The organism is Ramlibacter sp., assembly GCF_028292805.1.
Classification (GTDB): Bacteria; Pseudomonadota; Gammaproteobacteria; order Burkholderiales; family Burkholderiaceae_C; genus Ramlibacter.
Map to the genome: position 1 here is coordinate 18,736 of NZ_JAQGLS010000224.1, position 22,697 is coordinate 41,432.

The window sequence follows — 22,697 nt, forward strand, 5'->3', positions numbered from 1 at the left end:
CAGAATGGAGCTTCAGATCCGCATGCCAACGTTCACCAGCATCCTCGTGGCCACCGACCTGTCGGACCACGCGCGGCAAGCCGTCCTGCGCGCGGCGCGAATCGCCCGCGTGACCGGTGCCGCGCTGCATCTGGTCCATGTGCAGCAGGTGGCGGCGCTCGACCAGCTGCGCCAACTTCTCGCGCACGCGCCCGCGGACCTGCGCAGCCGGCTGGAGGGCGCTGCCCGCTTCGGGCTGGCGGCACTAGCCGATACGCTGGCGCGCGACCACGGCGTCAAACCCCAGCTGCACTGCCACGAAGGCGATCTGATCGAGGCAATCACGCGCGCCGGCGAGCAGACGACGGCCGACCTCGTCGTGCTCGGGGCGCGTGGCGCCAGCGTTGCGCGCCACCTGCTGCTCGGCTCGACCGCCGAACGCCTGCTGGCCGCCGCAACGCGTCCGATGCTGGTGGTGCGCACGCCGGCGGAGGTGACCTGGAAGAAGGTCCTGGTGCCGGTCGATTTCTCGGACGCATCGGTGGCTGCCGTCCAGCGGGCCCGCGCACTGGCGCCCGCGGCCCGCATCTACGCCCTGCATGCCTACGAAGCGCCCTTTGAAGACAAGCTGCGCCAGCTCGGCATGGAAGCGCGCCAGCTGCGCGCCTACCTGCAGGCTGCCGAACAGGAAGCTGTCGGGCGCATGAGCGCGCTGCTCGCGGCGACCGGCCCGGGCATCGCATCCCTGCTGCTGCATGGGCATCCCCTGGCCCACACGCTCGACCAGGAAGAGGAGCTCGGCTGCCAGCTGGTGGTGGTCGGCAAGGGCAGCGGCAGCCGGGCCAGGGACATCGCCCAGGGCAGCCTCTCGCGCCGGGTCCTCGCCCAGTCCGGTGTCGATGTCCTGATGTCGGTGTAGCGCGATGAGCATCCGCAACCTGGACGCCTTGCTGGCGCCCCGATCCGTCGCCGTGCTGGGCGCCTCCGGGCGGCCCGGCAACATCGGCGGCATCGTCGTTCGCAACATGCTCGAAGCGGGGTTCGCCGGCAGCCTGTGGGCCGTCCACCCGCGCGGCGGCCGCGGCTCCGGCGTCGAGGCGTTCGCCAACGTGGCCGCGCTGCCGGGCGCGCCCGAACTCGCCGTGATCTGCACGCCCGCGGCCACGGTGCCGGGCCTGGTGGCCGACCTCGGGCGCAAGGGCACGCGCGCGGCCATCGTCATCACCGCCGGACTCAAGGTGCCGGCCGGCAACGGCGGCACGCTGGAGCAGGCAATGCTGGAGGCGGCCAGGCCGTGGCTGCTGCGGATCCTGGGGCCGAACTGCATCGGCGCGCTGGTGCCAGGCCTGGGCCTGAACGCGAGCTTCGCGCCCGGCAGCGGGCTGCCCGGCCAGCTGGCTTTCGTCACGCAGTCGGGCGCGCTGGCCACCGCGATGCTGGACTGGGCCAGCACGCGCGGCATCGGTTTTTCGCATTTCATCTCGCTGGGCGACAGCGCCGACGTCGACTTCGGCGACATGCTCGACTACCTGGCCAGCGACGGCGACACCCGCGCCATCCTGATGTACATGGAGTCGGTCAAGCATGCGCGCAAGTTCATGTCGGCCGCCCGTGCCGCGGCCCGCAACAAGCCGGTGATCCTGGTCAAGGCCGGGAGGGCGGCCGAAGGCGCGCGAGCCGCGGCTTCTCACACCGGCGCGCTGGCCGGCTCCGACGTGGTGTTCGACGCCGCCGTGCGACGCGCCGGCATGGTCCGGGTCGACACGCTGGAAGCCTTGTACGACGCGGCCGAAACCCTGGCCCACCCGCGCGCCTGGCGCGGCGAGCGGCTGGCGGTGGTCACCAACGGCGGCGGCGCCGGCGTGCTGGCCGCCGATGCGATCTGCCTGGGCGGCGGCGTGCTGGCGCAGCTGGCGCCGCAGACGCTGGCGGCGCTGGACGCGTTGCTGCCAGCCAACTGGTCGCACGGCAATCCGGTCGACCTGGTGGGCGACGCCCCGGTCGAGCGCTATACCGGCGCCTTGCGCATCCTGCTGGCCGCGCCCGAGGTGGACGGCGTGCTGTTCATGCATGCGCCCACGGCCATCGTGCCGGCGCTGGAGATCGCCCAGGCCTGCCTGCCGCTGGCGCGCGACGCGACCAAGCCCGTGCTGAGCTCCTGGCTCGGCGGAGGCGTGGTGGAAGGCGCGCGCCAGGCCTTCAAGGCAGCGGGCCTGTCCTGCTACGGCACGCCGGAACAGGCGGTGGCCGCGTGGCTGCAGCTGTCGCAGTACCACGCGCACCAGGACGCCCTGCGGGAACTGCCCGAGGCGCAGCCCGCCAGCATCCAGGCGGATGCTGGCGCCGCCGCGCGCCTGGTCGCCGGCGCGCAGGCGCAGGGGCGCGAATGGCTGGACGACGTCGAGTCGCTGGCGTTGCTGGCGGCCTATGGCATTCCCACGGTGCCGACGCGGCGGGTGCGCGTGCTGGAGGAGGCCGTCGCGGCCGCCACGGCGATCGGCTATCCGGTGGCACTGAAGATCGTGTCGCCGCAGATCCAGCACAAGACGGAAGTCGGCGGCGTCGCGCTGCAGCTGGCCTCGGCCGACGAAGTGCGGCTGGCCGCCGATCGCATGCTGCAGACGGTGGCGGTGCGCACGCCCCATGCGCAGGTCACGGGCTTCACGGTGCAGGCCATGGCCACGCGCAAGCGGCCGCACGAGCTGATCGTCGGCATCGCCACCGATCCTGTGTTCGGCCCGGCGGTGCTGTTCGGCGCCGGTGGCACGGCCGTGGAGATCAGCAAGGACCGCGCGCTGGACCTGCCGCCCTTGAACCTGGCGCTGGCGCGCGGCCTGGTGTCCCGCACCCGCATCGGCGCCTTGCTGGCGCCGCACCGGGGGCAGCCGGGCGTCGACGAAGCGGCCTTGCTGGACACCATCCTGCGCGTCTCGCGGCTGGCATGCGACCTGCCAGCCGTGGCCGAACTGGACATCAATCCCTTGCTGGCGGACGCGCAAGGCGTGCTGGCGCTGGACGCGCGCGTGCGGCTGCGCGCCGTCGTTCCGGCCGGCGACAGCCACCTGGCGCTGCGGCCGTACCCGGCTGCGCTGGAGCGGGCGCTGACCGTCGATGGCACCGTGCTGCAGCTGCGGCCGATCCGCCCCGAAGACGGGGGCCGGCTGACCGACTTCTATGCCGCCGCCCCGGCGCGCGACCTGCGGCTGCGGTTTTTCCTGTCGCGCCGCGAGGTGCCGCGCTCCGAGCTGGCGCGCTACTGCCAGATCGATTACGACCGCGAAATGACGTTCGTCGCGCTGCAGGGCGAGGAGATGGTGGGCGAGGTACGCGCCGTGTGCGACCCGGACAATCTGCAGGCCGAGTTCGCCATCCAGCTCGCGCCGCGGTGGCAGGGCCGCGGGCTGGGCCGCCAGCTCATGGACACGCTGGTCGGATACCTGCGCACGCGCGGCACCCGCGAGATCATCGGCAGCTGCCTGCAAGAGAACGGCGCCATGGCGACGCTGGCGCGGCAGCTGGGGTTCAAGGTGGCGTCGGCCGCCGACGGCACCATGTCCTTGCGGCTGCCGCTGCGGCCTTGAGCCGGCGGCGGCGGCTATGCCGGCTTGAGCACCTCCCGCGGGTCCTCCGTGGTGGCGGTGGACACCACCTTGCCGTCGCGATCGAAGGTGACGGAAAAGACCTTGGCCGCCTGGCCATCGAGCCAGCGCCAGTCCCAACGCTCCTCGTCCGGCTTGAGGTCGTACCTCGCGGTGCTCGCGGGGCGGCCCAGGACGCGCCGCACCTGCGCGGTGTCCATGCCGGGCACGACCTTGGCGAACTCGCTGCGCGTGAGCACCTGGCGCAGCGCGCTCATCTTGCCGTCCGGGCCAATGGTGATCATGTAGGCCAGCTGGCCCTCGGGCTGGCGGCTGTACTCGAAGGTCGTGCTGCCATCGGGCTCGCTGTACGTGGCATGCGGCTGGCCGAACTGCTGGCGAACGCTGGCTTCGGTGGCCACGCCCTCTTCCAGCTGCTCGATGCGCTGCTGGTCGCAGCCGGCGAGCGCGAGCACGGCTGCGACCAGCGCCACGGCGGTCATCATTCTCGTCATTGGCATCGAACTCCTTGCGGTCACGGACAGGCAACGATTGTGCATGGCCACAACCGCAAAGCCAGGCGGCGACCAGGGAGCGCCCCGCTCTTTACTCGCGCCTGGACTCGTAGGCGTCGCGCACGCTCTGGCTGATGTAGGTGGTCAGGCCCCGGCCGGCACGGGCGAGCCGCTTCATCGCCTCGACCTGGACCCTGCCCGGCTTCGCATGGGTGTAGCGGTAGGTGCCGCCGTGCCGGAACCGGATCTCGATCGAGTCCGGCCCGATCGCATAGGCCACCACGCCGGCGCGGCCGCTGAGGTTGGCGTAGCGTTGCATGCGGAAATGGTAGCCGCGCGAACAGGCGGTGGACGTGCTCGCGCCGGACGGCCGCGACGCATGCCGTTGATGATCACTGATGCAGCGAAAGATCGTCCCGCCGGGCGCGCCCAGGGTTCCCGTCTCTCGTGGGCAAGCACGCAGGCCGGCGTGTGAAACGGTGCCTCCTCTGGCCGGGCGATCTCGCTCGGTCGAACATTCGCTTGCCCATGATGTCGGCGCCGGTCCGCTTCGGGGTGCTGCGAAGCAGGTCATTGACGGGGCCGGTCTCTCCCCCTGGTGCGAGCTTGAGGTTCTCGCGGAAACACTGCTGGCCGAGAATCCACGCCATCAGCGCGTCCCACTCTACGCCCAGTTCGTACTCGGGCTTGCCCATGGTTTCCTTCCGGTGGCATGGAGCCATCGAGGCCGAGTCCGATGTCGACGAATACCTTGCTCACGATCGTCCCCTCGCGGGGTGCGTCGAGCGAGCTGTCAGGCATCGCGCCGCACGGCAACAGGCACGGCGAATTGCTCGGCGGCCTGGGGCGATCCGTCAAGCTTCGTCCGGGCGTGCCTGTAGCAATCCGTACTGGCCGGCAAGACCACGCCGGCCTGGGCTGACTGCGTCCAGATGTGGGCGTCGATCGCGACCCAGTTCGGATCATCGAATGTCCCACGCGACAGGGCGAGGTACTGCGGCCAGCGCTCGAACTTCAGCGCGACGGTGGTGGCACACGTCGGGCAAGAATGAAGATAAACCGCTTTAGCACTGGTCTCGGAGGTGTGCGCGTAGATGTTGAATTTCCCACTGAGCTCGACAGCGTCGATGGGAAACACCGCATTCGCATACGAAGTGGAGCCGGTCATCCTCTGGCAGAAGCGACAGTGGCACACCAGCGCACATAGAGCAGAACCCCGCACCCGGTACCTGACTGCATTGCAGAGGCAGCCTCCCTCGTGAGTGAAGTCGGCCGACAGGGCGTCCGTTTCGATTGACTTGTCAGACATCGGCGCACTCTACCCCTGGCAGGCGAAACTGCTGACACGACGCGTCCACGCGTCCATCAGACCCGCCTTCGGCAAGAAAGTACCGTCCCTCGTTCAGGGCGTCAAGTCCGGACGGCAGTGCGCTCCAGGCATGCACGATCTCAGGCTTCACCGTGGATGGCGCATGACCAGCGGCAGGATTGCTCATGCGCACGTGGTAGCCTAAGCGGACGAGATCCAGGAGTTCAGCCTCTGTTCTCACGCGTTTCCCCTCAGGGTCATTCCTCGAGTTGGTCTTGTGGGCTTGAAAGTGACCATTCTCGTAGCGGTGCGGGACCAGAACAGTCCCGGCGCGCTTGCCTCGACTGACGATGTAGTGAAGCTTCTGTTTCATGGGTATCGTGCCGATGATGAGCAGAGTCAGTTTTGCTTACGCTCTAACGTAGAAGCGACCGGCGGACTGTAGGGGGGCGAATGCCCGCCGCAAGGACGTCTGCGTCGATTGCCATGTTAGATCTCATGGGGGCTGTCTGAATTTTTGTGTTCGAGGCGGTCAGAGACTTGTCCACGGCGGCGGGCGTCGCTTGCGACGGACGCACGCCGCGGTGGGCAAGTCGGTGCATCTTAAACAGCGGGCTTGGTGAATCGGTCTTCGTAGAGGATCGCGAACTGGTTCATGGCTTCCTTCCAATCCTTGGCGGCGCGCCCCCAGTCGGCTGTAATGTTTCGCAGCGCCAGCCAGAGCAACTTGCTGGCCACGTCGTCGCTGGGGAAGTGGCCTCGGCTCTTGATGATCTTGCGCAACTGCGAATTGATGCTCTCGATCGCGTTGGTCGTGTAGATCACACGGCGGATCTGCGGCGGGAACGCGAAGAAGGGGATCACGTGGCTCCAGGCCCGACGCCAGGCAGCCACGACGGTGGGGGAATTTCTGGCCCCGCGGCCGCGCTCGAAGGCGTGCAGCTCAGCTTCGGCGGCCTCCGCGCTGGCGGCCGTGTAGATCGGCCGCATTGCCGCAGCCAGCAGCTTGCGGTCCTTCCAGCTGGCGTAATCCAGGCTGTTGCGAATCAGGTGCACGATGCACGTCTGCAGGGTGGTGGCCGGGAACACCGCCGCCAGCGCCTCGGGCATGCCTTTGAGGCCGTCGGTGACGGCAATCAGGATGTCGCCGACCCCGCGAGTCTTCAGGTCGTTGAACACCTTCATCCAGAACTTGGCACCCTCGGTGCCTTCGATCCACAGGCCCAGGATGTCGCGGCTGCCGTCGGGCAGCACGCCCAGGGCCAAGTAGATCACCTTGTTGCGCACCACGGCGTCTTCCTTGATCTTCACGCGCAGCGCATCGAAGAAGACCACCGGGTACATCGGCTCCAGCGGGCGCGACTGCCAGGCCGTGACTTCGGCCATCACCGCCTCGGTGACCGAGCTGATGAACTCGGGCGACACCTCCACACCGTAGCTCTCCAGCAGGAAACCCTGGATCTCGCGCATCGTCATGCCGCGGGCGTACATGGCGATGATCTTGTCGCCGCGATGGCGGCGTTCTTCAACTTTGTCTTGCTGGGCATAACTGGTCCTCTCGGTCATGTTGTGCCTCGAACACAAAATTCAGGACAGGCTCATCTCATGCGGCGAGGTACTTCCGTGCCACGTATCAGCGTAGATGCCGACACTATCCTCTGGCAACATCGCATCCGCCAGAAAGGCCCTTCAACTCGCGCACCGCCACGAATGCACGTTTCGCCTTCCCGACTGTGAGCTCGCGTTCGAGCGCAGACAGCGGGATCCGGAAAGAAGTCTTCGTCAAACCTACCTCAGGCAAGACACTCTCTTTTGTCACGACCTCAGGCTTGGGATCCGCAATGTCGTTCCGAAAACCCCCAAGAAATTGGAGCGTAGTCCATGGCTCACTGTCGCCGTTCCGGGATATCTTCAGCCTCGCAACGAGAGAATCTAACTTCTCGTGCGGCCGGAGACGTTCGAACGTTGGGTAATCTGTCGCGACACGAGATCCCACAGCGTTCGCCAACCCCTCTACGGCCAGCGCGGTCTGCGCTGCATGTGGTGAGCAAAGAATGTGCGCTTTTCGTCCTTGCGGAAAAGCTGGACCTGGTTCATGAGATCTAACGTGACTTCAACCGCGCTCGCGTGAAATAACACTTTCTCGACCAAGCCATAGTTCCTCCGCCGCCCTCGCAAGTTGCTGAGTTATATCCGGTTCCCGCCAGGCCGGCCAATCCGCTGCTCCGACGAGCGGAACAGAATCAGCAAAACTGCCGCCTGCATCGATCCCCCGGGCTGCTGCGCGCGCCCGGTCCGCCGCGCAAGTGCTCGATTGCAGGGAATTTCTTGCACGTCCCGGTGCGCCAGGTGATGCGAAAACCAGGGCGCCGAGCGTGGCTTCCTGCTTCAACGACGCGCGCGTCGAGCGCGCCTGGCAAAGGCCGGCATGGATTGGATGGACACGCGGCCGATCGCCCGCACGCCAGGCGGTCCACCAGCGCCGCGCCAGTCATGCGCCTTTGGGCGGCGTGCATCCACCGGCGAGGCGGCGCGAGGCGCCGCCATCCTGCCTTCCCCGCACCTCACTCGCGGAGAAAAACCAGATTCACCACCAGGATCGTCCCCACCGCCCCAACCGAAAACAGCATCCCCGCCATGTACAGGTAAACCGCCACCGCCGTGCGCCGATAGACCCTGGTCCGGCTCATGTCCTGCGCCGCGCGTGCAATGGCCTTCATCGACCTGGACTCCAGCTCGGGGCTGTCCAGCAGTGCCCGCACCGCGGCGCCGAAGCCGAAGGCGACCGCCGTGGAGCCGAGCATCCAGTACATGGCCATGACCAGCAGCATGCCGCTGGTGCCCAGGGCGATGGACAACAGCGCGCAGCCGACGCCGGCAGCGGCCGCCCGGGCCCGGCTGGTTTCCCTCATCCAGGGCTCTTGGCGCTGGCCGTCTCCCCCACCGGCACCGCCACCGTGAACGTCGTCCCCTCGCCTTCCTTCGACTGGACATGCACCGTGCCACCATGGGCCCGCGCGATCTCGCGCACGATGTACAGGCCCAGCCCGACCCCGCGCCCGCCGACGTTCTGGTCGTCGCCGCGCACCATGGGCTCGAACAGGCGCGGGATGAGGTCGGCCGGGATCGGCGCGCCTTCGTTGTGCACGCTCAGCCGGAACACGCCCAGGCTGCTGCCGGTGCTCACCGTCACCGGACGGTCCGGCGCGCCGTAAGCCACCGCGTTGCCCACCAGGTTGCCCAGCGCCTGGGCCATGCGGTCGGCGTCCGCGGCGGCGCTGCCCGGCCCGGACTGCACGTGCCGGATGGTGCGGTCCGGAAAAGCGATCGACAGCTCGTTGACCGCTTCGCTGGCCAGCGCATGCAGGTCCAGCGGTTCCTTGCGCACCGCCAGCCCGCGTCCCACACGCGCCTGCGTGAAGTCCAGCAGTTCCGAGATCAGCCGCCGCGCCCGGCCCGCCGAACGCAGCACGCGGTCGACCACCAGGCGCTGCTGCTGCGACAGCGGTGTGCGCGTGAGCAGCTGCGCGCTCATGTCGATGGCCGACAACGGGTTGCGCAGGTCGTGGCTCACGATGCCCACCATCTGTTCGGCGAACAGCGCGCGGTCCTGCGCTTCCGCGTGCCGCCGCACGGCGTCGGTCACGTCCTGCAGGATGCCGGTGAAGTGGATCAGCCGCCCGCCTTCGAAGAATGCGCGGCCCGACGACGCCACCACGCGCTCGGCGCCGTCCGCGCCGCGCAGGCGGTAGCGGCAGCGGTAGGTGCCGTCGCCGTCGGACAGCAAGGCGATGCCCAGGGCCGCCGCCTCGATGGGCCGGTCATCGGGTGCGATCGCTTCCATGAAGCGCGCGGCGTCCACGCGTTCGGTCGCCGCCAGCCCGAGCAGCCGGCCCACGCCCTCCTCGTAGCGGCGCTCGCCCGTAGCCGGATCGAGGTCCCAGCCGTACAGGTCGGCCGACTCCAGCGCCAGCCGCAGCCGCTCTTGCGCCAGCGCCAGCGCGCGCTGGCCTTCGGCGTGGCGGGCGGCGAGGTCTTCCGCGCGGCGGCGCTGTGCCAGCAGCTCGCCTTCGTACTTGTGCCGGTCCTCGGCCAGGAACACCGACGCATGCAGCATCTGCTGGCCGTCCCAGTGCCGCTCCACGGCATTGAGCATCACCGGGACGGTCACGCCGTCCTTGCGGCGCAGGTCCAGCTTCACCTCGGCCACGGAGCCTTGCATGCGCAGCAGTGGCGCCAGGTGGGTCTGGTGGAAGATGCGCCCGCCCATGGTCAGCAGGTCCTGGAAGCGCATCTGCTCGAGCAAGTCGGCCGGCTCGTATTTCAACCAGCGGCACAGCGTGCGGTTCACGTGCAGCAGGTGCCCCTTGTCGCCGGCCACCAGCAGGCCGCAAGGCGCGGAGTCGTACAGCCCTTCGGCGCCGGGCAGCCCGGCCGATTGCATGGCCTCAGGTCCCGGCGAGGAACTCTTCGATCGCCTCCACGCTGGCGCTGGGCGCGCTCAGGTGCGGGCAATGGCCCACGTTGTCGATCACCCGCAGCTTGCTGTTGGGAATCACCTTGTGCATGTACTCGCCCACCGCCACCGGGGCGATCAGGTCGTCGCTGCATTGCAGGATCAGCGTCGGCGCCTGCAGCCGCGGCAGGTCGCGCCGGTGGTCCGACAGGAACGTGACGCGGGCGAAGTGCTTGGCGATCTCGGGGTCGGTGCGGCAAAAGCTGTTGGTCAGCTCCAGCCCCAGTTCTGGCTGGTCCGGCGCGCCCATGATGGCCGGGGCCATGTTGCTCGACCAGCCCAGGTAGTTGCTCTCCAGCGACTCGAGCAGCGAGTCGATGTCGCCGCGCTCGAAGCCGCCGAAGTAGTCGCCGTCGTTGATGTAGCAGGGCGACGGCCCCACCATCACCTGGGCAGCGATCATCTGCGGGCAGCGCAGATTGGCCAGCAGGCCGATCATGGAACTGACCGAATGGCCGACGAAGATGGCCGGCTCCTGCGCCACCTCCCGCAGCACCTCGCAGACATCGTCGGCGTGACCTTGCAGCGTGCCGTAGCGCTCCTTGTCGTAGGCCGACAGCTCGGAGTTGCCGCTGCCCACCAAGTCCAGCAGGATCACCTGGTAGCGGTCGGCGAAGTGCGGTGCCAGCAGCCGCCACATGTGCTGGTCGCAGCCGAAGCCGTGCACGAACACCATCGGCTGGCCGGTGCCTTGCACCATCACGTTGTTGCGCTTCAAGACGGACATCGCTTGTTCCTCCAGAGGGCAATGAGTATGCCCAGCCGTATGCCCGCGGCCAGGGTGCCGCGCTGATTTGTAGAACTTGTCCTACACCCGCCAGCACCGCGGTTTCGGTTCCGAATTCCTTCTTGCGACGCGACGGTCGGGTCAATCGCCCACGCCAACTCGGCCGGATGGCGTCAAGGTGCGCGCGCAGTCCGGTGCAATCATCTTTGGATGCTCCCCTTCCAGCAAGCCCGGCACCAATTGCGCGCCGGCTCCGTCCGCTTGCGCACCCTCGCTGCCCATACCTCGACCGTGGTGTGGCACACCGCCCCTGACGGCTCGGTCCGGCATGGCAATCCGTCCTGGGAAGCATTCACCGGCCAGACCGAGGCGCAGTACTTCGGCTGGGGCTGGGTCGATGCCATCCACCCCGACGACCGCGCGGACATGCTCGCCGCCTGGCGGGCCGCCGTGCAGTCCCGCGCCGTGGTCGAGATGAGCTACCGGCTGCGCCGTGCCGACGGCGCCTATCGCCAGGTGTTGGCGCAGGGCGCGCCGGTGTTCGAGGGCAAGCTGCTGCGCGAGTGGGTCGGCGTCAGTGTCGACGTCACGGCCAGCCGGCAGGCGGAGGTCGCCTTGCGCCGCAGCGAGGAGCGCTTCCGCTTTCTCGACCAGCTCGGGCAGGCCACGCGGGGCCAGACCGAGGCCACCGAAGTGATGGCCACCACCGCCCGCCTGCTGGGCGAGTACCTGGGCGCGAGCCGCTGCGCCTATGCGGACGTCGACGCGGACAGCAACCGCTTCACCGTCCGCAACGACTGGACGGCCGCCGGCATCGCCAGCAGCGCCGGGGTCTATGCCCTGGACCTGTTCGGCCCGCAAGCCACCTCCAGGCTTAGGCGCGGCCGGCACCTGCTGGTGCGCGACATCGACCGTGAGCTGGGCGACGACAGCGGCGGCCGCATGTTCAACGCCATCGGCATCAAGGCCATCATTTGCGCCGGGCTGGTCAAGGGCGATCGGCTGGTGGCGATGATGGCGGTGCACCAGGACACGCCGCGCGACTGGACCGAGCAGGAAGTCGCGCTGGTGCAGGAGGTGGTGGAGCGCTGCTGGGCCCACATCGAGCGCGTGCGGGACGCCGCGATGCTGCGCGAGCAGGACCAGCGCAAGGACGAATTCCTGGCCACGCTGGCGCACGAGCTGCGCAATCCGCTGGCGCCCGTCAAGTACGCCACCGCCATCCTGCGCGGCGCCCGCGACCCGGCCCAGGCGGCGCGGGCCCAGGACGTCATCGACCGGCAGGTGACCCAGATGGCCAGGCTGATCGACGACTTGCTGGACCTGTCGCGCATCAACCGCGGCCTGATCCAGCTGCAGCGCGCGCGCCTGCGCGTGGCGGACGTGATGGAGCAGGCACTGGAGGCGGCACGGCCGGCCATCGAAGCGGCGCGGCATCGGCTGCTGCTGCAGCTGCCGGCCGACGACCTGTGCATCGACGCCGATGCCACCCGGATGGTGCAGGTGGTGGGCAACCTGCTGGGTAACGCCGCCAAGTACACACCCGACGGCGGGGAGATCCGCCTGTCGGCGCAGCGCGAAGGCGGCTCGGTGGTGCTGGAGGTGGCCGACAACGGCATCGGCATCCCGCCGCAGGACCAGTGCTTGCTGTTCCAGCGTTTCACGCAGCTGCCGCACAGCGCGGCCCGCGCCAAGGGTGGGCTGGGCATCGGGCTGTCCCTGGTGCGCACGCTGGTGGAGATGCACGGGGGCAGCATCACCGCGTCCAGCGCGGGCCTGGACGCGGGCAGCACCTTCACCGTGCGCCTGCCGCTGGCCGCCGCTGTCGCCGCGGCGCCCGAGGCCTGCACCAGGGACGGGACGGCGGCGGGCACGGCGGCCCGCGTGCTGGTGGTGGAGGACAACGTGGACGGGCGCGAGATGCTGGTGTCCTTGCTCGAGAGCCTGGGCTACGAGGTGGCGTGCGCCGGCGACGGCCCGCAGGCGCTGGAACGCGCCGCCGCCTTCGATCCGCAGGTAGTCCTGCTCGACCTGGGCCTGCCTGGCATGGACGGGGTCGAGGTCTGCCGCCGCCTGCGCCGCCTGCCGCGGCTGGACCGCGCCTTCATCCTGGCGCTGACCGGCTGGGGCGCCGAGCGCGACCGCGCCCGCACGGCGCAGGCCGGCTTCGACGCCCACCTGACCAAGCCGCTGGAGCCGCAGGCCTTGCTGCAGGCGCTGGCGCGCTACACGGCCGCCTGGCCACGACGGCAACCGGCGCCGGCCGGCTGACGGCAGCAGTCCTACACGGCGCCGGGGCGGTTTGCGGGATGATCGGGTTTCCACAAACCGCGGGATGCAAAACGATGGCCCTGCCGCATGCGCGACACCTCGACGTGATCAACGTCGCCCCACTGGGCGAGAAGCTGGCCGAATCGGTCAGCACCAGCCTGATCAAGACCGACCGCATCCAGCTGCTGCACATGGTGCTGGCGGCGCACCAGGACCAGCCGCAGCACCACGTCGACGAGGAATGCACCATCCACTGCCTGGAAGGCGAAGTCGAGGTGGTCATGGGCTCGGGCGTCCGGCGGCTGGGCGCAGGCAGCGTGGTCGTGTTGCCGGCCGGGCAGCAGCATGGGCTGCGGGCCCGCACCAACTGCGCGGTGCTGGTCACGCTGCTGCTGCACGGCGGCGATGCGGGAGACGGCGGCGGATCGGGCTCGCAGCGCGCCTGAGACAAGAGGGAGCAGCCCGCTTAGTGCGTTGCCACGTCCCGGCTCAGCTCCTGACAGTACGCCACCAGCGCCTCCATGTCGAAGGTCTTGTCGAACACCGCGTCGGCCCCGGCTTGCGCGGCGTGCGCGCGCACCGGGTCACGGGTGTAGTTGGACAGCACCACGGCGCGCTGGTGCGGCTTGCGGTCGCGGCAGTGGCGCAGCACCTCGAAGCCGTGGCCCTTGGCCAGGAACAGGTCGACCAGCGCCAGGTCCCAGTCGTCCGGATGCGCGGCCAGCCAGTCGCCGGCCTGCTGGGCCGAGGCGGCGACCTGCACCACCTGCGCCCCGGGGACGGCCTCCAGGGTCTGCCGCACCTGCTCCTGGATCACGATGTTGTCCTCGACGAGAAAGACCTTCACGTTGGCACGCACCGATGTTGTTGTTGACCAGTGCATCCTCTCCTGTCGCGTGAACCGGCCTTGTAGGAGGCCAGCCAATCCTGGGCTAGACGTTCATGACGGAAACTGCGCGGGCGTTCAGGTACGCCTCCAGCGCCTCCGGCCCGCCTTCGGAGCCGTAGCCCGAATCCTTGATGCCGCCGAACGGCATCTCGGCGCTGGGCATGGCCGGCATGTTGATCCACAGCATGCCCACTTCCACCTTGCGCGAGAGCAGGTCGGCGTTCCTGAGCGACTTGGTGAAGGCATAACCGGCCAGCCCGAACGAAAGCCGGTTGGCTTCGGCGATGGCTTCATCCAGCGTGTTGAAGCTGCGGATGGCGGCCACCGGGCCGAACGGCTCGTCGTTGAACACCTTGGCGCCCAGCGGCACGTCCATGAGCACCGTCGGCTCCCAGAAGTTGCCGGTGTCGCCGATGCGCTTGCCCCCGGCCAGCACCTGCGCCCCGTGCTTGACGGCGTCTTCATGGAACTCGGCCATTGCCGTGAGGCGGCGCGGATTGGCCAGCGGGCCCATCTGCGTGCCTTCGGCCAGGCCGTCGCCCACCTTCAGGCCGCTGGCGTACTTGGCCAGCGCCTGCGCGAACTCGTTGCGGATGCTCTCGTGCACCAGGAAGCGCGTGGGCGCGATGCAGACCTGGCCGGCATTGCGGAACTTGGCGGCGCCGGCGCACTTGACCGCCAGCGCGATGTCGGCGTCCTCGGCCACGATCACCGGGGCGTGGCCGCCCAATTCCATCGTCACACGCTTCATGTGCTGGCCGGCCAGCCCTGCCAGCATCTTGCCCACCGGGGTCGAGCCGGTGAAGGTGATCTTGCGGATCACCGGGTGCGGGATCAGGTAGCTGGAGATCTCGGCGGGGTCGCCGTAGACCAGGCCGAGCACGCCGGGCGGCAGGCCGGCATCGGCGAACGCCTTGACCAGGGCGGCGGGGCCGGCCGGGGTTTCCTCCGGCGCCTTGACCAGCATCGAGCAGCCGGCGGCCAGCGCGGCGCCGACCTTGCGCACCACCTGGTTGATCGGGAAGTTCCAGGGCGTGAAGGCGGCGACCGGGCCGACCGGGTCCTTGAGCACCATCTGGCGCACGGCCAGGTTCCAGCGCGACGGCACGATGCGGCCGTAGACGCGCATGCCTTCGTCGGCGAACCATTCGATGATGTCGGCCGCGGCCATGGCCTCGCCCTTGGCCTCGGCCAGCGGCTTGCCGTTTTCCTGCGTCAGGTGCGGCGCGATCTCGGCGGCCCGCTCGCGCATCAGGCCGGCGGCCTTGCGCATGATCTTGTTGCGGTCGGCGGCGGTCATGTCGCGCCAGGTCTCGAAGCCCTTCTGGGCGGCCGCCAGCGCGCGGTCCAGGTCGGCCTTGCCGGCATGCGCCACGCGGCCGATTTCCTTGCCGGTGGACGGATTGAAGACGGCCAGGCTGCGGCCGTCGGCCGCGTCCTGCCATTCGCCGTTGATGAAGAGCTGGGTGTTGGGGTAGGTCATCGCGGTCCTCGTGCGCAGTGCGCGGTTCGGCGCCGGAGCAACAGGCCCGGCTCACTCGCGATTATGCGACGCCATCAGGGGCGGCTTCGCCACCCGCGCATGCGGAGCGGATCACTCAATCCTCGCCCATGTGCAGCCAGTCTTCTTCGGGCAAGGCCTGCATGAACGCCATTGCGCTTTCCAGCACGCCTTCGCGGTTGGCCCACTCGACCTGCTCGCGAAAGCACAGCCGCTTGGTCAGCGGCGGGGTGACGCTCCAGGCCTGGCCGGTCACCGGCGGCGGCGGCATCTGCGAGCCGCGCAGGGTCTTGCGCGGTGGCAGCAGTGCGAAGAACTGGACCCAGCGCTCGGGCCGGGGGCAAACCCGGTTGTTGCGGCGTGCCACCAGCATGGCGGACTCCAGCGAGAACAGGGGTTGCTGCTCGGCCCGGCGAGCACCGCGCAAGGCACCGCTCACGCTGTTGCTCAAGGGACGCGTCTTGGCCCAGCCGGCCGCCTCGCTGGCCGACAAGCTGGCGCCGACGGAGGCCGGCGCGGTGTCGGCGAAGCGGTTGTCGTGCTGGCGCGAGATCTCGGAGAACAAGGCCCAGGCGGAATCGCCGCTGGTCTCCTTGGCCTCGGGGACCGGGATGGCGTCGCCGCGCGCGTACAAGTCGAGCGTGCCGGAAGCCGGTGGTTTGGAGTCGCTGCCTGCCATGTCGAAAAAACTCTCTCTTGCCTCCATGCGCATGCGGAACACCAGGGCCGGGTCAGTCCAGGTTCGGACCTGGGGAACGCCGACGCACGGTGCAGGCGACCTCCCCAGGGTAGTCAAAAGCAGACGGCCGGGGGAAACCCTGAGCTGCCGACCGTGAAAAACCACCGCAATCACTACACTGCGGGCGATGCCAACCATCCCCACGCCCGCCGGATCCCCCAGGTCATTGTCGGGCCTGCTGCCGTTCGTGCGGCCTTATCGCGCCCAGATCCTGCTGGCGGTGGTCTTCCTGCTGCTGGCCGCGGTTGCAATGCTGCTGTTTCCGGTGGCGCTGCGGCGGATGATCGACGAAGGCCTCAGCGGCCAGGCCGGCAACCGGCTGGTCGCGCTGCGCCAGTACTTTCTCATGCTGTTCGGGGTGGCGGTGGCGCTGGGCCTGTTTTCCGCCGGTCGCTTCTACCTGGTCAGCTGGATCGGCGAGCGGGTGACGGCGGACGTACGCACCGCAGTCTACGCGCACGTGCTGGAGCAGAGCCCGGAGTTCTTCGAGCGCACCCAGACCGGCGAGGTGCTGTCGCGGCTGACCACCGACACCACGCTGGTGCAGACCGTGGTCGGCTCGTCCTTCTCGATGGGGCTGCGCAACCTGGTGATGGGCGTCGGCGCGCTGGTCATGCTGGTGGCGACGCACCCTTACGTGATGTCGATCGTGCTGCTGGTGCTGCTGCTGGTGGTGTTGCCGGCGATGTTGTTCGGGCGCCGGGTGCGGCGCCTGTCGAGCGCCAGCCAGGGCCGGGTGGCCGACTCCAGCGCGATCGCGGCGGAGGTGCTGAACGCGGTGCCGGTGGTGCAAAGCTACGCCGCCGAGTCGCGCGAGGCCCAGCGCTTTCGGCTCGCCACGGAACACGCGTTCCGCACCGGCGTGCGCCGCACCCGCGCCCGCGCCGTGCTGGTCGCCTTCGTGATCATCGCCAACGCCGCATTGATGCTGTGGGGCCTGTACCAGGGCACCGAGGGCGTGCTGCGCGGCCAGATCACCGCCGGCCAGCTCGGGCAGGCGGCCCTCTACGTGGGCATCTTCGCCGGCGCCGTGGCCGTGCTGGGCGAGGTCTACGGCGAGCTGCTGCGCGCGGCCGGCGCCACCGAGCGCCTGATGGAGCTGCTGGCCAGCCGCTCGCCGGTCACGTCGCCGGCCCACCCTGCCTTGCTGTCAGCGGTCGGCGCCGGCAGCGCGGTGGCGATGCAAGGCGTGCGTTTCCACTATCCCTCGCGGCCGGCGACGCCGGCGCTGGCGGACTTCAACCTGTCGGTGCGGCCCGGCGAGACGGTGGCGCTGGTCGGCCCCAGCGGGGCCGGCAAGACCACGGTGTTCCAGCTGCTGCTGCGCTTTTACGATCCGCAGCAAGGCGGCATCGCGCTGGATGGCGTGGCTATCGCTTCGCTGCGGCTGCAGGACTTGCGCGGCCGCATCGGTGTGGTGCCGCAGGAGCCGGTGGTGTTTTCCACCTCCGCTATGGAGAACATCCGCTACGGCCGGCCGGATGCCAGCGACGAGGAGGTGCTGGCGGCGGCGCGCGACGCCTTTGCCCACGATTTCATCCTGGCGCTGCCTGAGGGCTACCAGACCTTCCTGGGCGAACGCGGAGTGCGCCTGTCGGGCGGCCAGCGCCAGCGCATCGCGATCGCCCGCGCCATGCTCAAGAACCCGCCGCTGCTGCTGCTGGACGAAGCCACCAGCGCACTGGATGCGCAAAGCGAACGGATGGTGCAGGCGGCGCTGGAGCGGGCCATGCGCAACCGGACCACGCTGGTGATCGCGCACCGGCTGGCCACGGTGCAGCAGGCCGACCGGATCGTGGTGCTGGACCACGGGCGGATCGTCGAGTCGGGAACGCACGACGAACTGATGGCGGCCGGCGGCCTCTATGCGCGGCTGGCGGGGCTGCAGTTCATGGTTTAGGCCGGTGGTCAGGGTTTGGTCTTTCCCAAGACCCTGGCCCCTGTGCCTATTGCAACGGCCCCTTCAGGCCCCTGGGCACCGGCAGCGGCAGCACCGAGATGCCCTCTTCCAGCAGCGCCTCGGTTTCCTCGCGCGAAGCCTGGCCGCGGATGCCGCGCTCGCCGGTCTCGCCGTAATGGATCTTGCGCGCTTCCTCCGCGAAGCGCTCGCCCACGTCCTCGGTGTTGGCCAGCACGTGGCGCACCATCTTCATCAGCGCCGCCTGCATGGTGGCGTCCGGCGTGGCCATCACTTCCTGTTTTTGCGCGACCGGCTTGCCGTCCGGGGCCGGCGCGCCGAGGTTCAGGCGCGGCGCGCTCGGCAGCTTGGCCACCTGCGCGTCGCCACACAGGGGGCACGTGAGCAGCCCGCGCGCCAGCTGGTCCTGGAAGTCGTCTTCCGAGCCGAACCAGCCTTCGAAGCCGTGACCGGACGCGCATTGCAGGTTGAGGACCTTCATGCAGCCACAGATGGGGTCTGCCAGTCGAGTTTCCAGGTGCCGGCGATCACGTTCTGCACCCACAGCGCCGCGGCCAGGGTCTTGGAATCGGCGACCTTGCCGTCGCGGCACCAGCCCAGGAACTCGTCGGGGGTGGCGGTGAAGACGTCGAGGAACTCGTCCTGGTCCAGCTGCGCACCCTTGAGTTCCAGGCCGCGGGCGAACCAGATCTCGATGGCCTCGTCCGAGTACGCCACCGTGGGATACATCGTGAAGGCATAGGCCCACTCGCGCGCCACGTAGCCGGTTTCCTCCAGCAGCTCGCGCCGGCCGCAAGCCAGGGCGAGCTCGCCGGCATCGAGCTTGCCAGCCGGGAACTCGATCATCACGCCGCCGGCCGCATGGCGGTACTGCCGCTCCAGCACCAGCCGGCCGTCGTCCAGGATGGGGACCACGGCCACCGCGCCCGGGTGCAGCACGTACTCACGGGTGGCGAAACGGCCGTTGGGAAGCTTGACCGTGTCACGCACGACGTGCAGGAAGCCGCCACGCAGGATTTCCTCCCGCTCCGTGGTTTCCTCGATCAGGTGGCTGTCGTCGCCCATGGTTATTTCCTGTGCTTGGCGAGGTAACGCCACACGAAGCCGGGAAAAGCGAAGGTCAGGAACAGGGCCCCGGTGATGGCGAAGAACTCCCACTTTTGCGGGGCGATCTGGCCGGCATTCTGCTCCAGCAGCATACCGACGCCGCCGACCACGAAGTACAGCACCACCAGTTCGAGCAGCCGCACCGGCAGCGACTTGCCGCGCGCCAGCCTGACCACCCCCAGCAGCCGCTGGCTCACGAAGGGCAGGTTGGCCGCGGCGAACGCCAGCACGATCACCAGCCAGATGGAAGCGGTCTGCGACATCACGGGGTGGGCATCAGCTGCCCAGGGTCTTGAGGATCGCCTGCGCGCACAGCGTCAGCAGGCCGCCCGGCAGGATGCCCAGGATCAGCACCAGGGCGCCGTTGACTGTCAGCACCACCCGCACGTCCAGCGGCGCGGTGACGGTGGTGGCGGTGATGGGGGCGTCGAAGTACATCACCTTGACCACCCGCAGGTAGTAGAAGGCCGCCACCAGCGACATCAGCACGGCGTAGATCGCCAGGCCCAGGTAGAACCCGCTGCCGGTCGCGATCAGCGCGTCCAGCACCACCAGCTTGCCGTAAAAGCCCACCAGCGGCGGCACGCCGGCCAGCGAGAACAGGCAGATGGCCATGATGCCGGCGTACAGCGGGCTGCGCTGGTTCAGGCCGGCCAGGTCGGCGATCTCGTCGGACTCGAAGCCTTCACGGGCCAGCAGCAAGATCACGCCGAAGCTGGCCAGCGTGGTCAGCACGTAGGTGATGACGTAGAACATCGCCGCGCTGTAAGCCGCCTGGGCGTTCAGCGTGTTGCCGTTGGCCACGCCGGACGCCAGGCCCAGCAGCACGAAGCCCATCTGGCCGATGGTCGAATAGGCCAGCATGCGCTTGAGGTTGGTCTGCGCGATGGCCGCCAGGTTCCCGATGAACAGCGAGGCGACCGCCAGCACCACCAGCATCTGCTGCCAGTCGACCGCCAGCGGGATCATCCCTTCGACCAGCAGCCGGATCGCGATCGCGAACGCGGCCAGCTCGGGCGCGCTGCCGATCATCAGCGTGACCGCCGTGGGCGCGCCCTGGTAGACGTCCGGGATCCACATGTGGAACGGCGCGGCGCCCAGCTTGAAGGCCAGCCCGGCGACGATGAACACCAGGCCGAACACCAGCACGGTCGGCTTGACCTGACCGGTGCCGATGACCTTGAACACGGTCTCGATCTCGAGCGAGCCGGTGGCCCCGTACAGCATCGACAGGCCGTACAGCAGGAAACCGCTGGCCATCGAGCCCAGCACGAAGTACTTCATCGCCGCCTCGCTGGCGGTGGCGTTGTCGCGCCGCAGCGCCACCAGCGCGTAACTGGACAGCGTGAGCAACTCCAGCCCCAGGTAGATCACCAGGAAGTTGCTGCCCGAGATCATCACGTTGATGCCCAGCAGCGAGAACATCGCCAGCGTGAACAGCTCGCCGCCGCGCAGCATGTCGCGGTCGCCCGCGTACGGGCGGCCGTACACCAGGCAGACCATCATGGCGATGGCGGAGAAGCACTTGAGCCAGTTGCCCATGGGGTCGCTGACCACCATCTTGTTGAAGGCGTACAGCGTGTCGCCGCGCATGGCGAAGTCGGCGCTGAACCAGGCGACCACGGCGAGCGTCGCCATGGTGAGCCAGTAGGTCAGGTTGCGCAGGCGGGTCTTCACGCCAAGGTCGACCAGCGCCACGATGCATGCCATCACCAGCAGCAGGATCTCGGGCGAGACGACGATCAGGCTCAGTTTGTCGATCATTTTGAAATTGCTCGCTGCCCGGTCACAGCTTGCTGGCCGCGACGTGCTTGAGGAAGTCGGCCACCGACACGTTCATGATGTCGGTGAAGGGTTTCGGGTGGATGCCCATGTACAGGACGGCCGCGGCCAGCAGGCCCAGCATCAGGAACTCGCGCGCGCCGATGTCGGTGAGCGCGCGCACGTTGTCGTTGGCGACCGGGCCGAAGTAGACCCGCTTGACCATCCACAGCGAGTACGAGGCGCCCAGGATCAGCGCCGTGGCGGCGCCCGCGCCGATCCAGAAGTTGTACTTCACGGCGCCCAGGATCACCATCCACTCGCCGACGAAGCCTGCCGTGCCGGGCAGGCCGGCGTTGGCCATGGAGAACAGCACGGCGAAGGCGGTGAAGTTCGGCATGGTGTTGGCGACGCCGCCGTAGTCCGCGATCATGCGCGAGTGCATCCTGTCGTACAGCACGCCGATGCACAGGAACATGGCGGCCGAGACGAAGCCGTGGGCGATCATCTGCACGATGCCGCCGACCGTGCCGAGGTCGTTGAAGATGAAGAAGCCGAGCGTGACGAAGCCCATGTGGGCGACCGACGAATAGGCCACCAGCTTCTTCATGTCCTTTTGCACCATCGCCACCAGCCCGACGTAGATCACGGCCGTCAGCGACAGGGCGATCATCAGCCAGGCCCACTCGCGCGCGGCGTCCGGCGCGATCGGCATGGAGAAGCGCAGAAAGCCGTAGGCGCCCAGCTTGAGCATGATGGCCGCCAGCACGGCGGAGCCGCCGGTGGGCGCTTCCACGTGGACGTCAGGCAACCAGGTGTGCACCGGCCACATCGGCACCTTCACCGCGAAAGCGGCGAAGAAGCCGAAGAACAGCAAGGTCTGCGACAGCCCCGACAGCGGCAGCTTGTGCCAGGTCAGGATGTCGAAGCTGCCGCCCGACTTGGAGTACAGGAACACCAGCGCCACCAGCATCAGCAGCGAGCCGAGCAGCGTGTAGAGGAAGAACTTGAACGCCGCGTAGATCTTGTTGGGCCCGCCCCAGATGCCGATGATCAGGTACATCGGGATCAGCGTCGCTTCGAAGTAGGTATAGAACAGGTTGCCGTCGAGCGCGCAGAACACGCCGATCATCAGCCCCGAGATGATCTGGTAGGCGCCCATGTACTGGTTGACGCGCTCGGTGATCACCTCCCACGCCGAGATGATCACCACCACGGTGATGAAGGCGGTGAGCAGCACGAACCAGAACGAGATGCCGTCCAGGCCCAGGTGGTAGCTGACGTTGAAGCGCGCGATCCAGGGCGCCTTCTCGACGAACTGCATCGCGGCGGTGCCGGTGTCGAAGCGGCCATACAGCGGCAGCGTCACCAGGAAACCGAGGAGCGAGCCGATCAGCGCCACCCAGCGGACGGTGCGCGCCTGGTCGTCGCGGCCGAAGGCCAGCAGCACGCAGCCGAAGACGATCGGCGTCCAGATCGCGAGGCTCAGGAGTCCCATGTTCATTGTTCTTGTTCCCCTACTTCTTCAGCCACTCTTGGACCATGGGCCAGCTGACGAAGTACGTCATGAGCACGACCACGCCCAGCAGCATGGCGAAGGCGTAGTGATAGATGTAGCCGGATTGCACCCAGCGGATCACGCCGGCGAACTTGCCGATGAGACGCGCGCTGCCGTTGACGAACACGCGTTCGATGACGGCCTCGTCGCCACCCTTCCAGAGGCCCCGGCCGAGGCCGCGCGCCGCCGGCGCGAGCACGTTCTCGTTGAACCAGTCCATGTAGTACTTGTTGTCCAGCAGCTTGTAGAGCGGCTGCACGCGGCGCTGGATCGCGCTGATCGGCGCCATCGTGAGCCTGCTGGTCACGCTGCCGCTCTACAGCCAGTTC

General features: G+C 68.5%; 21 protein-coding genes and 2 pseudogenes. 5 read left to right on the top strand and 18 right to left on the bottom strand.

The features are described 5' to 3' along the window. The first annotated feature begins 22 nt into the window (after positions 1-22). Positions 23-898, top strand: a complete 876-nt coding sequence (locus JWP65_RS14230; RefSeq protein WP_299764820.1) for a universal stress protein — start codon at positions 23-25, stop codon at positions 896-898. 4 nt (positions 899-902) lie between these two features. After that, positions 903-3,560, top strand: coding sequence for a bifunctional acetate--CoA ligase family protein/GNAT family N-acetyltransferase (locus JWP65_RS14235; protein WP_299764822.1), 2,658 nt, complete (start codon positions 903-905; stop codon positions 3,558-3,560). Positions 3,561-3,574: 14 nt separating this feature from the next. On the opposite strand, the gene bamE is transcribed toward JWP65_RS14235, so the two are convergent. The 9 genes and pseudogenes from bamE to JWP65_RS14280 all read right to left on the bottom strand — a co-directional run bounded on the left by bamE (position 3,575) and on the right by JWP65_RS14280 (position 10,624). Then, positions 3,575-4,072, bottom strand: a complete 498-nt coding sequence (gene bamE / locus JWP65_RS14240) for an outer membrane protein assembly factor BamE (RefSeq protein WP_299764824.1) — start codon at positions 4,070-4,072, stop codon at positions 3,575-3,577. Between the two features lie 91 nt (positions 4,073-4,163). Further along, positions 4,164-4,391 (bottom strand): hypothetical protein, encoded by a 228-nt coding sequence (locus JWP65_RS14245; protein ID WP_299764826.1) that lies wholly within the window; start codon positions 4,389-4,391, stop codon positions 4,164-4,166. Positions 4,392-4,464: 73 nt separating this feature from the next. Beyond that, on the bottom strand, positions 4,465-4,767 hold the full coding sequence (locus tag JWP65_RS14250; RefSeq protein ID WP_299764828.1) for a hypothetical protein: 303 nt from the start codon (positions 4,765-4,767) through the stop codon (positions 4,465-4,467). Between the two features lie 98 nt (positions 4,768-4,865). After that, positions 4,866-5,381, bottom strand: coding sequence for a GFA family protein (locus tag JWP65_RS14255; RefSeq protein WP_299764830.1), 516 nt, complete (start codon positions 5,379-5,381; stop codon positions 4,866-4,868). Further along, positions 5,374-5,754 carry a hypothetical protein gene (locus tag JWP65_RS14260; RefSeq protein WP_299764832.1) on the bottom strand — a complete coding sequence of 127 codons (381 nt, stop codon included), beginning with the start codon at positions 5,752-5,754 and terminating at the stop codon, positions 5,374-5,376. Before JWP65_RS14260 ends, JWP65_RS14255 begins: the two co-directional genes overlap by 8 nt. Before the next feature lie 230 nt (positions 5,755-5,984). Next, positions 5,985-6,905 (bottom strand): annotated as a pseudogene (locus JWP65_RS14265) (IS256 family transposase); the annotation flags it as partial. 1,040 nt (positions 6,906-7,945) lie between these two features. Next, positions 7,946-8,293: a hypothetical protein gene (locus JWP65_RS14270; protein WP_299764833.1), complete on the bottom strand. Its 348-nt coding sequence runs from the start codon at positions 8,291-8,293 to the stop codon at positions 7,946-7,948. Further along, complete coding sequence (locus JWP65_RS14275; protein ID WP_299764835.1) at positions 8,290-9,825, bottom strand: ATP-binding protein; 1,536 nt, start codon at positions 9,823-9,825, stop codon at positions 8,290-8,292. Before JWP65_RS14275 ends, JWP65_RS14270 begins: the two co-directional genes overlap by 4 nt. 4 nt (positions 9,826-9,829) lie before the next feature. Next, on the bottom strand, positions 9,830-10,624 hold the full coding sequence (locus JWP65_RS14280) for an alpha/beta hydrolase (protein ID WP_299764837.1): 795 nt from the start codon (positions 10,622-10,624) through the stop codon (positions 9,830-9,832). Between the two features lie 210 nt (positions 10,625-10,834). Here JWP65_RS14280 and JWP65_RS14285 point away from each other — a divergent pair, with 210 nt between their 5' ends. Further along, positions 10,835-12,895 (top strand): ATP-binding protein, encoded by a 2,061-nt coding sequence (locus tag JWP65_RS14285; protein ID WP_299764839.1) that lies wholly within the window; start codon positions 10,835-10,837, stop codon positions 12,893-12,895. Between the two features lie 74 nt (positions 12,896-12,969). After that, on the top strand, positions 12,970-13,341 hold the full coding sequence (locus JWP65_RS14290) for a cupin domain-containing protein (protein WP_299764841.1): 372 nt from the start codon (positions 12,970-12,972) through the stop codon (positions 13,339-13,341). A 20-nt stretch (positions 13,342-13,361) separates the two neighbouring features. Here the strand turns inward: JWP65_RS14290 and JWP65_RS14295 are convergent, their stop codons facing one another. The 3 genes from JWP65_RS14295 to JWP65_RS14305 all read right to left on the bottom strand — a co-directional run bounded on the left by JWP65_RS14295 (position 13,362) and on the right by JWP65_RS14305 (position 15,964). Further along, positions 13,362-13,742, bottom strand: a complete 381-nt coding sequence (locus JWP65_RS14295) for a response regulator (RefSeq protein WP_299764843.1) — start codon at positions 13,740-13,742, stop codon at positions 13,362-13,364. Positions 13,743-13,827: 85 nt separating this feature from the next. Next, positions 13,828-15,267 (bottom strand): NAD-dependent succinate-semialdehyde dehydrogenase, encoded by a 1,440-nt coding sequence (locus JWP65_RS14300; protein WP_299764845.1) that lies wholly within the window; start codon positions 15,265-15,267, stop codon positions 13,828-13,830. 115 nt (positions 15,268-15,382) lie between these two features. Continuing rightward, on the bottom strand, positions 15,383-15,964 hold the full coding sequence (locus JWP65_RS14305; protein WP_299764847.1) for a hypothetical protein: 582 nt from the start codon (positions 15,962-15,964) through the stop codon (positions 15,383-15,385). A 187-nt stretch (positions 15,965-16,151) separates the two neighbouring features. Between JWP65_RS14305 and JWP65_RS14310 the strand changes: the two genes are divergently transcribed. Beyond that, positions 16,152-17,924 carry an ABC transporter transmembrane domain-containing protein gene (locus JWP65_RS14310; protein WP_299764849.1) on the top strand — a complete coding sequence of 591 codons (1,773 nt, stop codon included), beginning with the start codon at positions 16,152-16,154 and terminating at the stop codon, positions 17,922-17,924. 46 nt (positions 17,925-17,970) lie between these two features. On the opposite strand, the gene JWP65_RS14315 is transcribed toward JWP65_RS14310, so the two are convergent. The 6 genes and pseudogenes from JWP65_RS14315 to JWP65_RS14340 form a co-directional block, all read right to left on the bottom strand. Next, on the bottom strand, positions 17,971-18,423 hold the full coding sequence (locus tag JWP65_RS14315; RefSeq protein WP_299764851.1) for a DUF1178 family protein: 453 nt from the start codon (positions 18,421-18,423) through the stop codon (positions 17,971-17,973). Continuing rightward, positions 18,420-19,007, bottom strand: coding sequence for an NUDIX domain-containing protein (locus JWP65_RS14320; protein WP_299764853.1), 588 nt, complete (start codon positions 19,005-19,007; stop codon positions 18,420-18,422). Before JWP65_RS14320 ends, JWP65_RS14315 begins: the two co-directional genes overlap by 4 nt. A 2-nt stretch (positions 19,008-19,009) precedes the next feature. After that, positions 19,010-19,312 carry a DUF2818 family protein gene (locus JWP65_RS14325; RefSeq protein ID WP_299764855.1) on the bottom strand — a complete coding sequence of 101 codons (303 nt, stop codon included), beginning with the start codon at positions 19,310-19,312 and terminating at the stop codon, positions 19,010-19,012. 13 nt (positions 19,313-19,325) lie between these two features. Then, on the bottom strand, positions 19,326-20,813 hold the full coding sequence (nuoN, locus tag JWP65_RS14330; protein ID WP_299764857.1) for an NADH-quinone oxidoreductase subunit NuoN: 1,488 nt from the start codon (positions 20,811-20,813) through the stop codon (positions 19,326-19,328). Between the two features lie 22 nt (positions 20,814-20,835). Further along, on the bottom strand, positions 20,836-22,308 hold the full coding sequence (locus tag JWP65_RS14335) for an NADH-quinone oxidoreductase subunit M (RefSeq protein ID WP_299764859.1): 1,473 nt from the start codon (positions 22,306-22,308) through the stop codon (positions 20,836-20,838). Positions 22,309-22,327: 19 nt separating this feature from the next. Next, a pseudogene (locus JWP65_RS14340) lies at positions 22,328-22,645 on the bottom strand (NADH-quinone oxidoreductase subunit L); the annotation flags it as partial. Positions 22,646-22,697: the final 52 nt, after the last annotated feature.

Coding starts and splice junctions, on each gene's coding strand:
- JWP65_RS14300 (WP_299764845.1), bottom strand. CDS start 15,267: ATGACCTACCCCAACACCCAGCTCTTCATCAACGGCGAATGGCAGGAC.
- JWP65_RS14290 (WP_299764841.1), top strand. CDS start 12,970: ATGGCCCTGCCGCATGCGCGACACCTCGACGTGATCAACGTCGCCCCA.
- JWP65_RS14335 (WP_299764859.1), bottom strand. CDS start 22,308: ATGGGACTCCTGAGCCTCGCGATCTGGACGCCGATCGTCTTCGGCTGC.
- JWP65_RS14275 (WP_299764835.1), bottom strand. CDS start 9,825: ATGCAATCGGCCGGGCTGCCCGGCGCCGAAGGGCTGTACGACTCCGCG.
- JWP65_RS14250 (WP_299764828.1), bottom strand. CDS start 4,767: ATGGGCAAGCCCGAGTACGAACTGGGCGTAGAGTGGGACGCGCTGATG.
- JWP65_RS14270 (WP_299764833.1), bottom strand. CDS start 8,293: ATGAGGGAAACCAGCCGGGCCCGGGCGGCCGCTGCCGGCGTCGGCTGC.
- JWP65_RS14280 (WP_299764837.1), bottom strand. CDS start 10,624: ATGTCCGTCTTGAAGCGCAACAACGTGATGGTGCAAGGCACCGGCCAG.
- JWP65_RS14230 (WP_299764820.1), top strand. CDS start 23: ATGCCAACGTTCACCAGCATCCTCGTGGCCACCGACCTGTCGGACCAC.
- JWP65_RS14325 (WP_299764855.1), bottom strand. CDS start 19,312: ATGTCGCAGACCGCTTCCATCTGGCTGGTGATCGTGCTGGCGTTCGCC.
- JWP65_RS14235 (WP_299764822.1), top strand. CDS start 903: ATGAGCATCCGCAACCTGGACGCCTTGCTGGCGCCCCGATCCGTCGCC.
- JWP65_RS14255 (WP_299764830.1), bottom strand. CDS start 5,381: ATGTCTGACAAGTCAATCGAAACGGACGCCCTGTCGGCCGACTTCACT.
- JWP65_RS14305 (WP_299764847.1), bottom strand. CDS start 15,964: ATGGCAGGCAGCGACTCCAAACCACCGGCTTCCGGCACGCTCGACTTG.
- JWP65_RS14310 (WP_299764849.1), top strand. CDS start 16,152: ATGCCAACCATCCCCACGCCCGCCGGATCCCCCAGGTCATTGTCGGGC.
- nuoN (WP_299764857.1), bottom strand. CDS start 20,813: ATGATCGACAAACTGAGCCTGATCGTCGTCTCGCCCGAGATCCTGCTG.
- JWP65_RS14315 (WP_299764851.1), bottom strand. CDS start 18,423: ATGAAGGTCCTCAACCTGCAATGCGCGTCCGGTCACGGCTTCGAAGGC.
- JWP65_RS14285 (WP_299764839.1), top strand. CDS start 10,835: ATGCTCCCCTTCCAGCAAGCCCGGCACCAATTGCGCGCCGGCTCCGTC.
- bamE (WP_299764824.1), bottom strand. CDS start 4,072: ATGACGAGAATGATGACCGCCGTGGCGCTGGTCGCAGCCGTGCTCGCG.
- JWP65_RS14260 (WP_299764832.1), bottom strand. CDS start 5,754: ATGAAACAGAAGCTTCACTACATCGTCAGTCGAGGCAAGCGCGCCGGG.
- JWP65_RS14245 (WP_299764826.1), bottom strand. CDS start 4,391: ATGCAACGCTACGCCAACCTCAGCGGCCGCGCCGGCGTGGTGGCCTAT.
- JWP65_RS14320 (WP_299764853.1), bottom strand. CDS start 19,007: ATGGGCGACGACAGCCACCTGATCGAGGAAACCACGGAGCGGGAGGAA.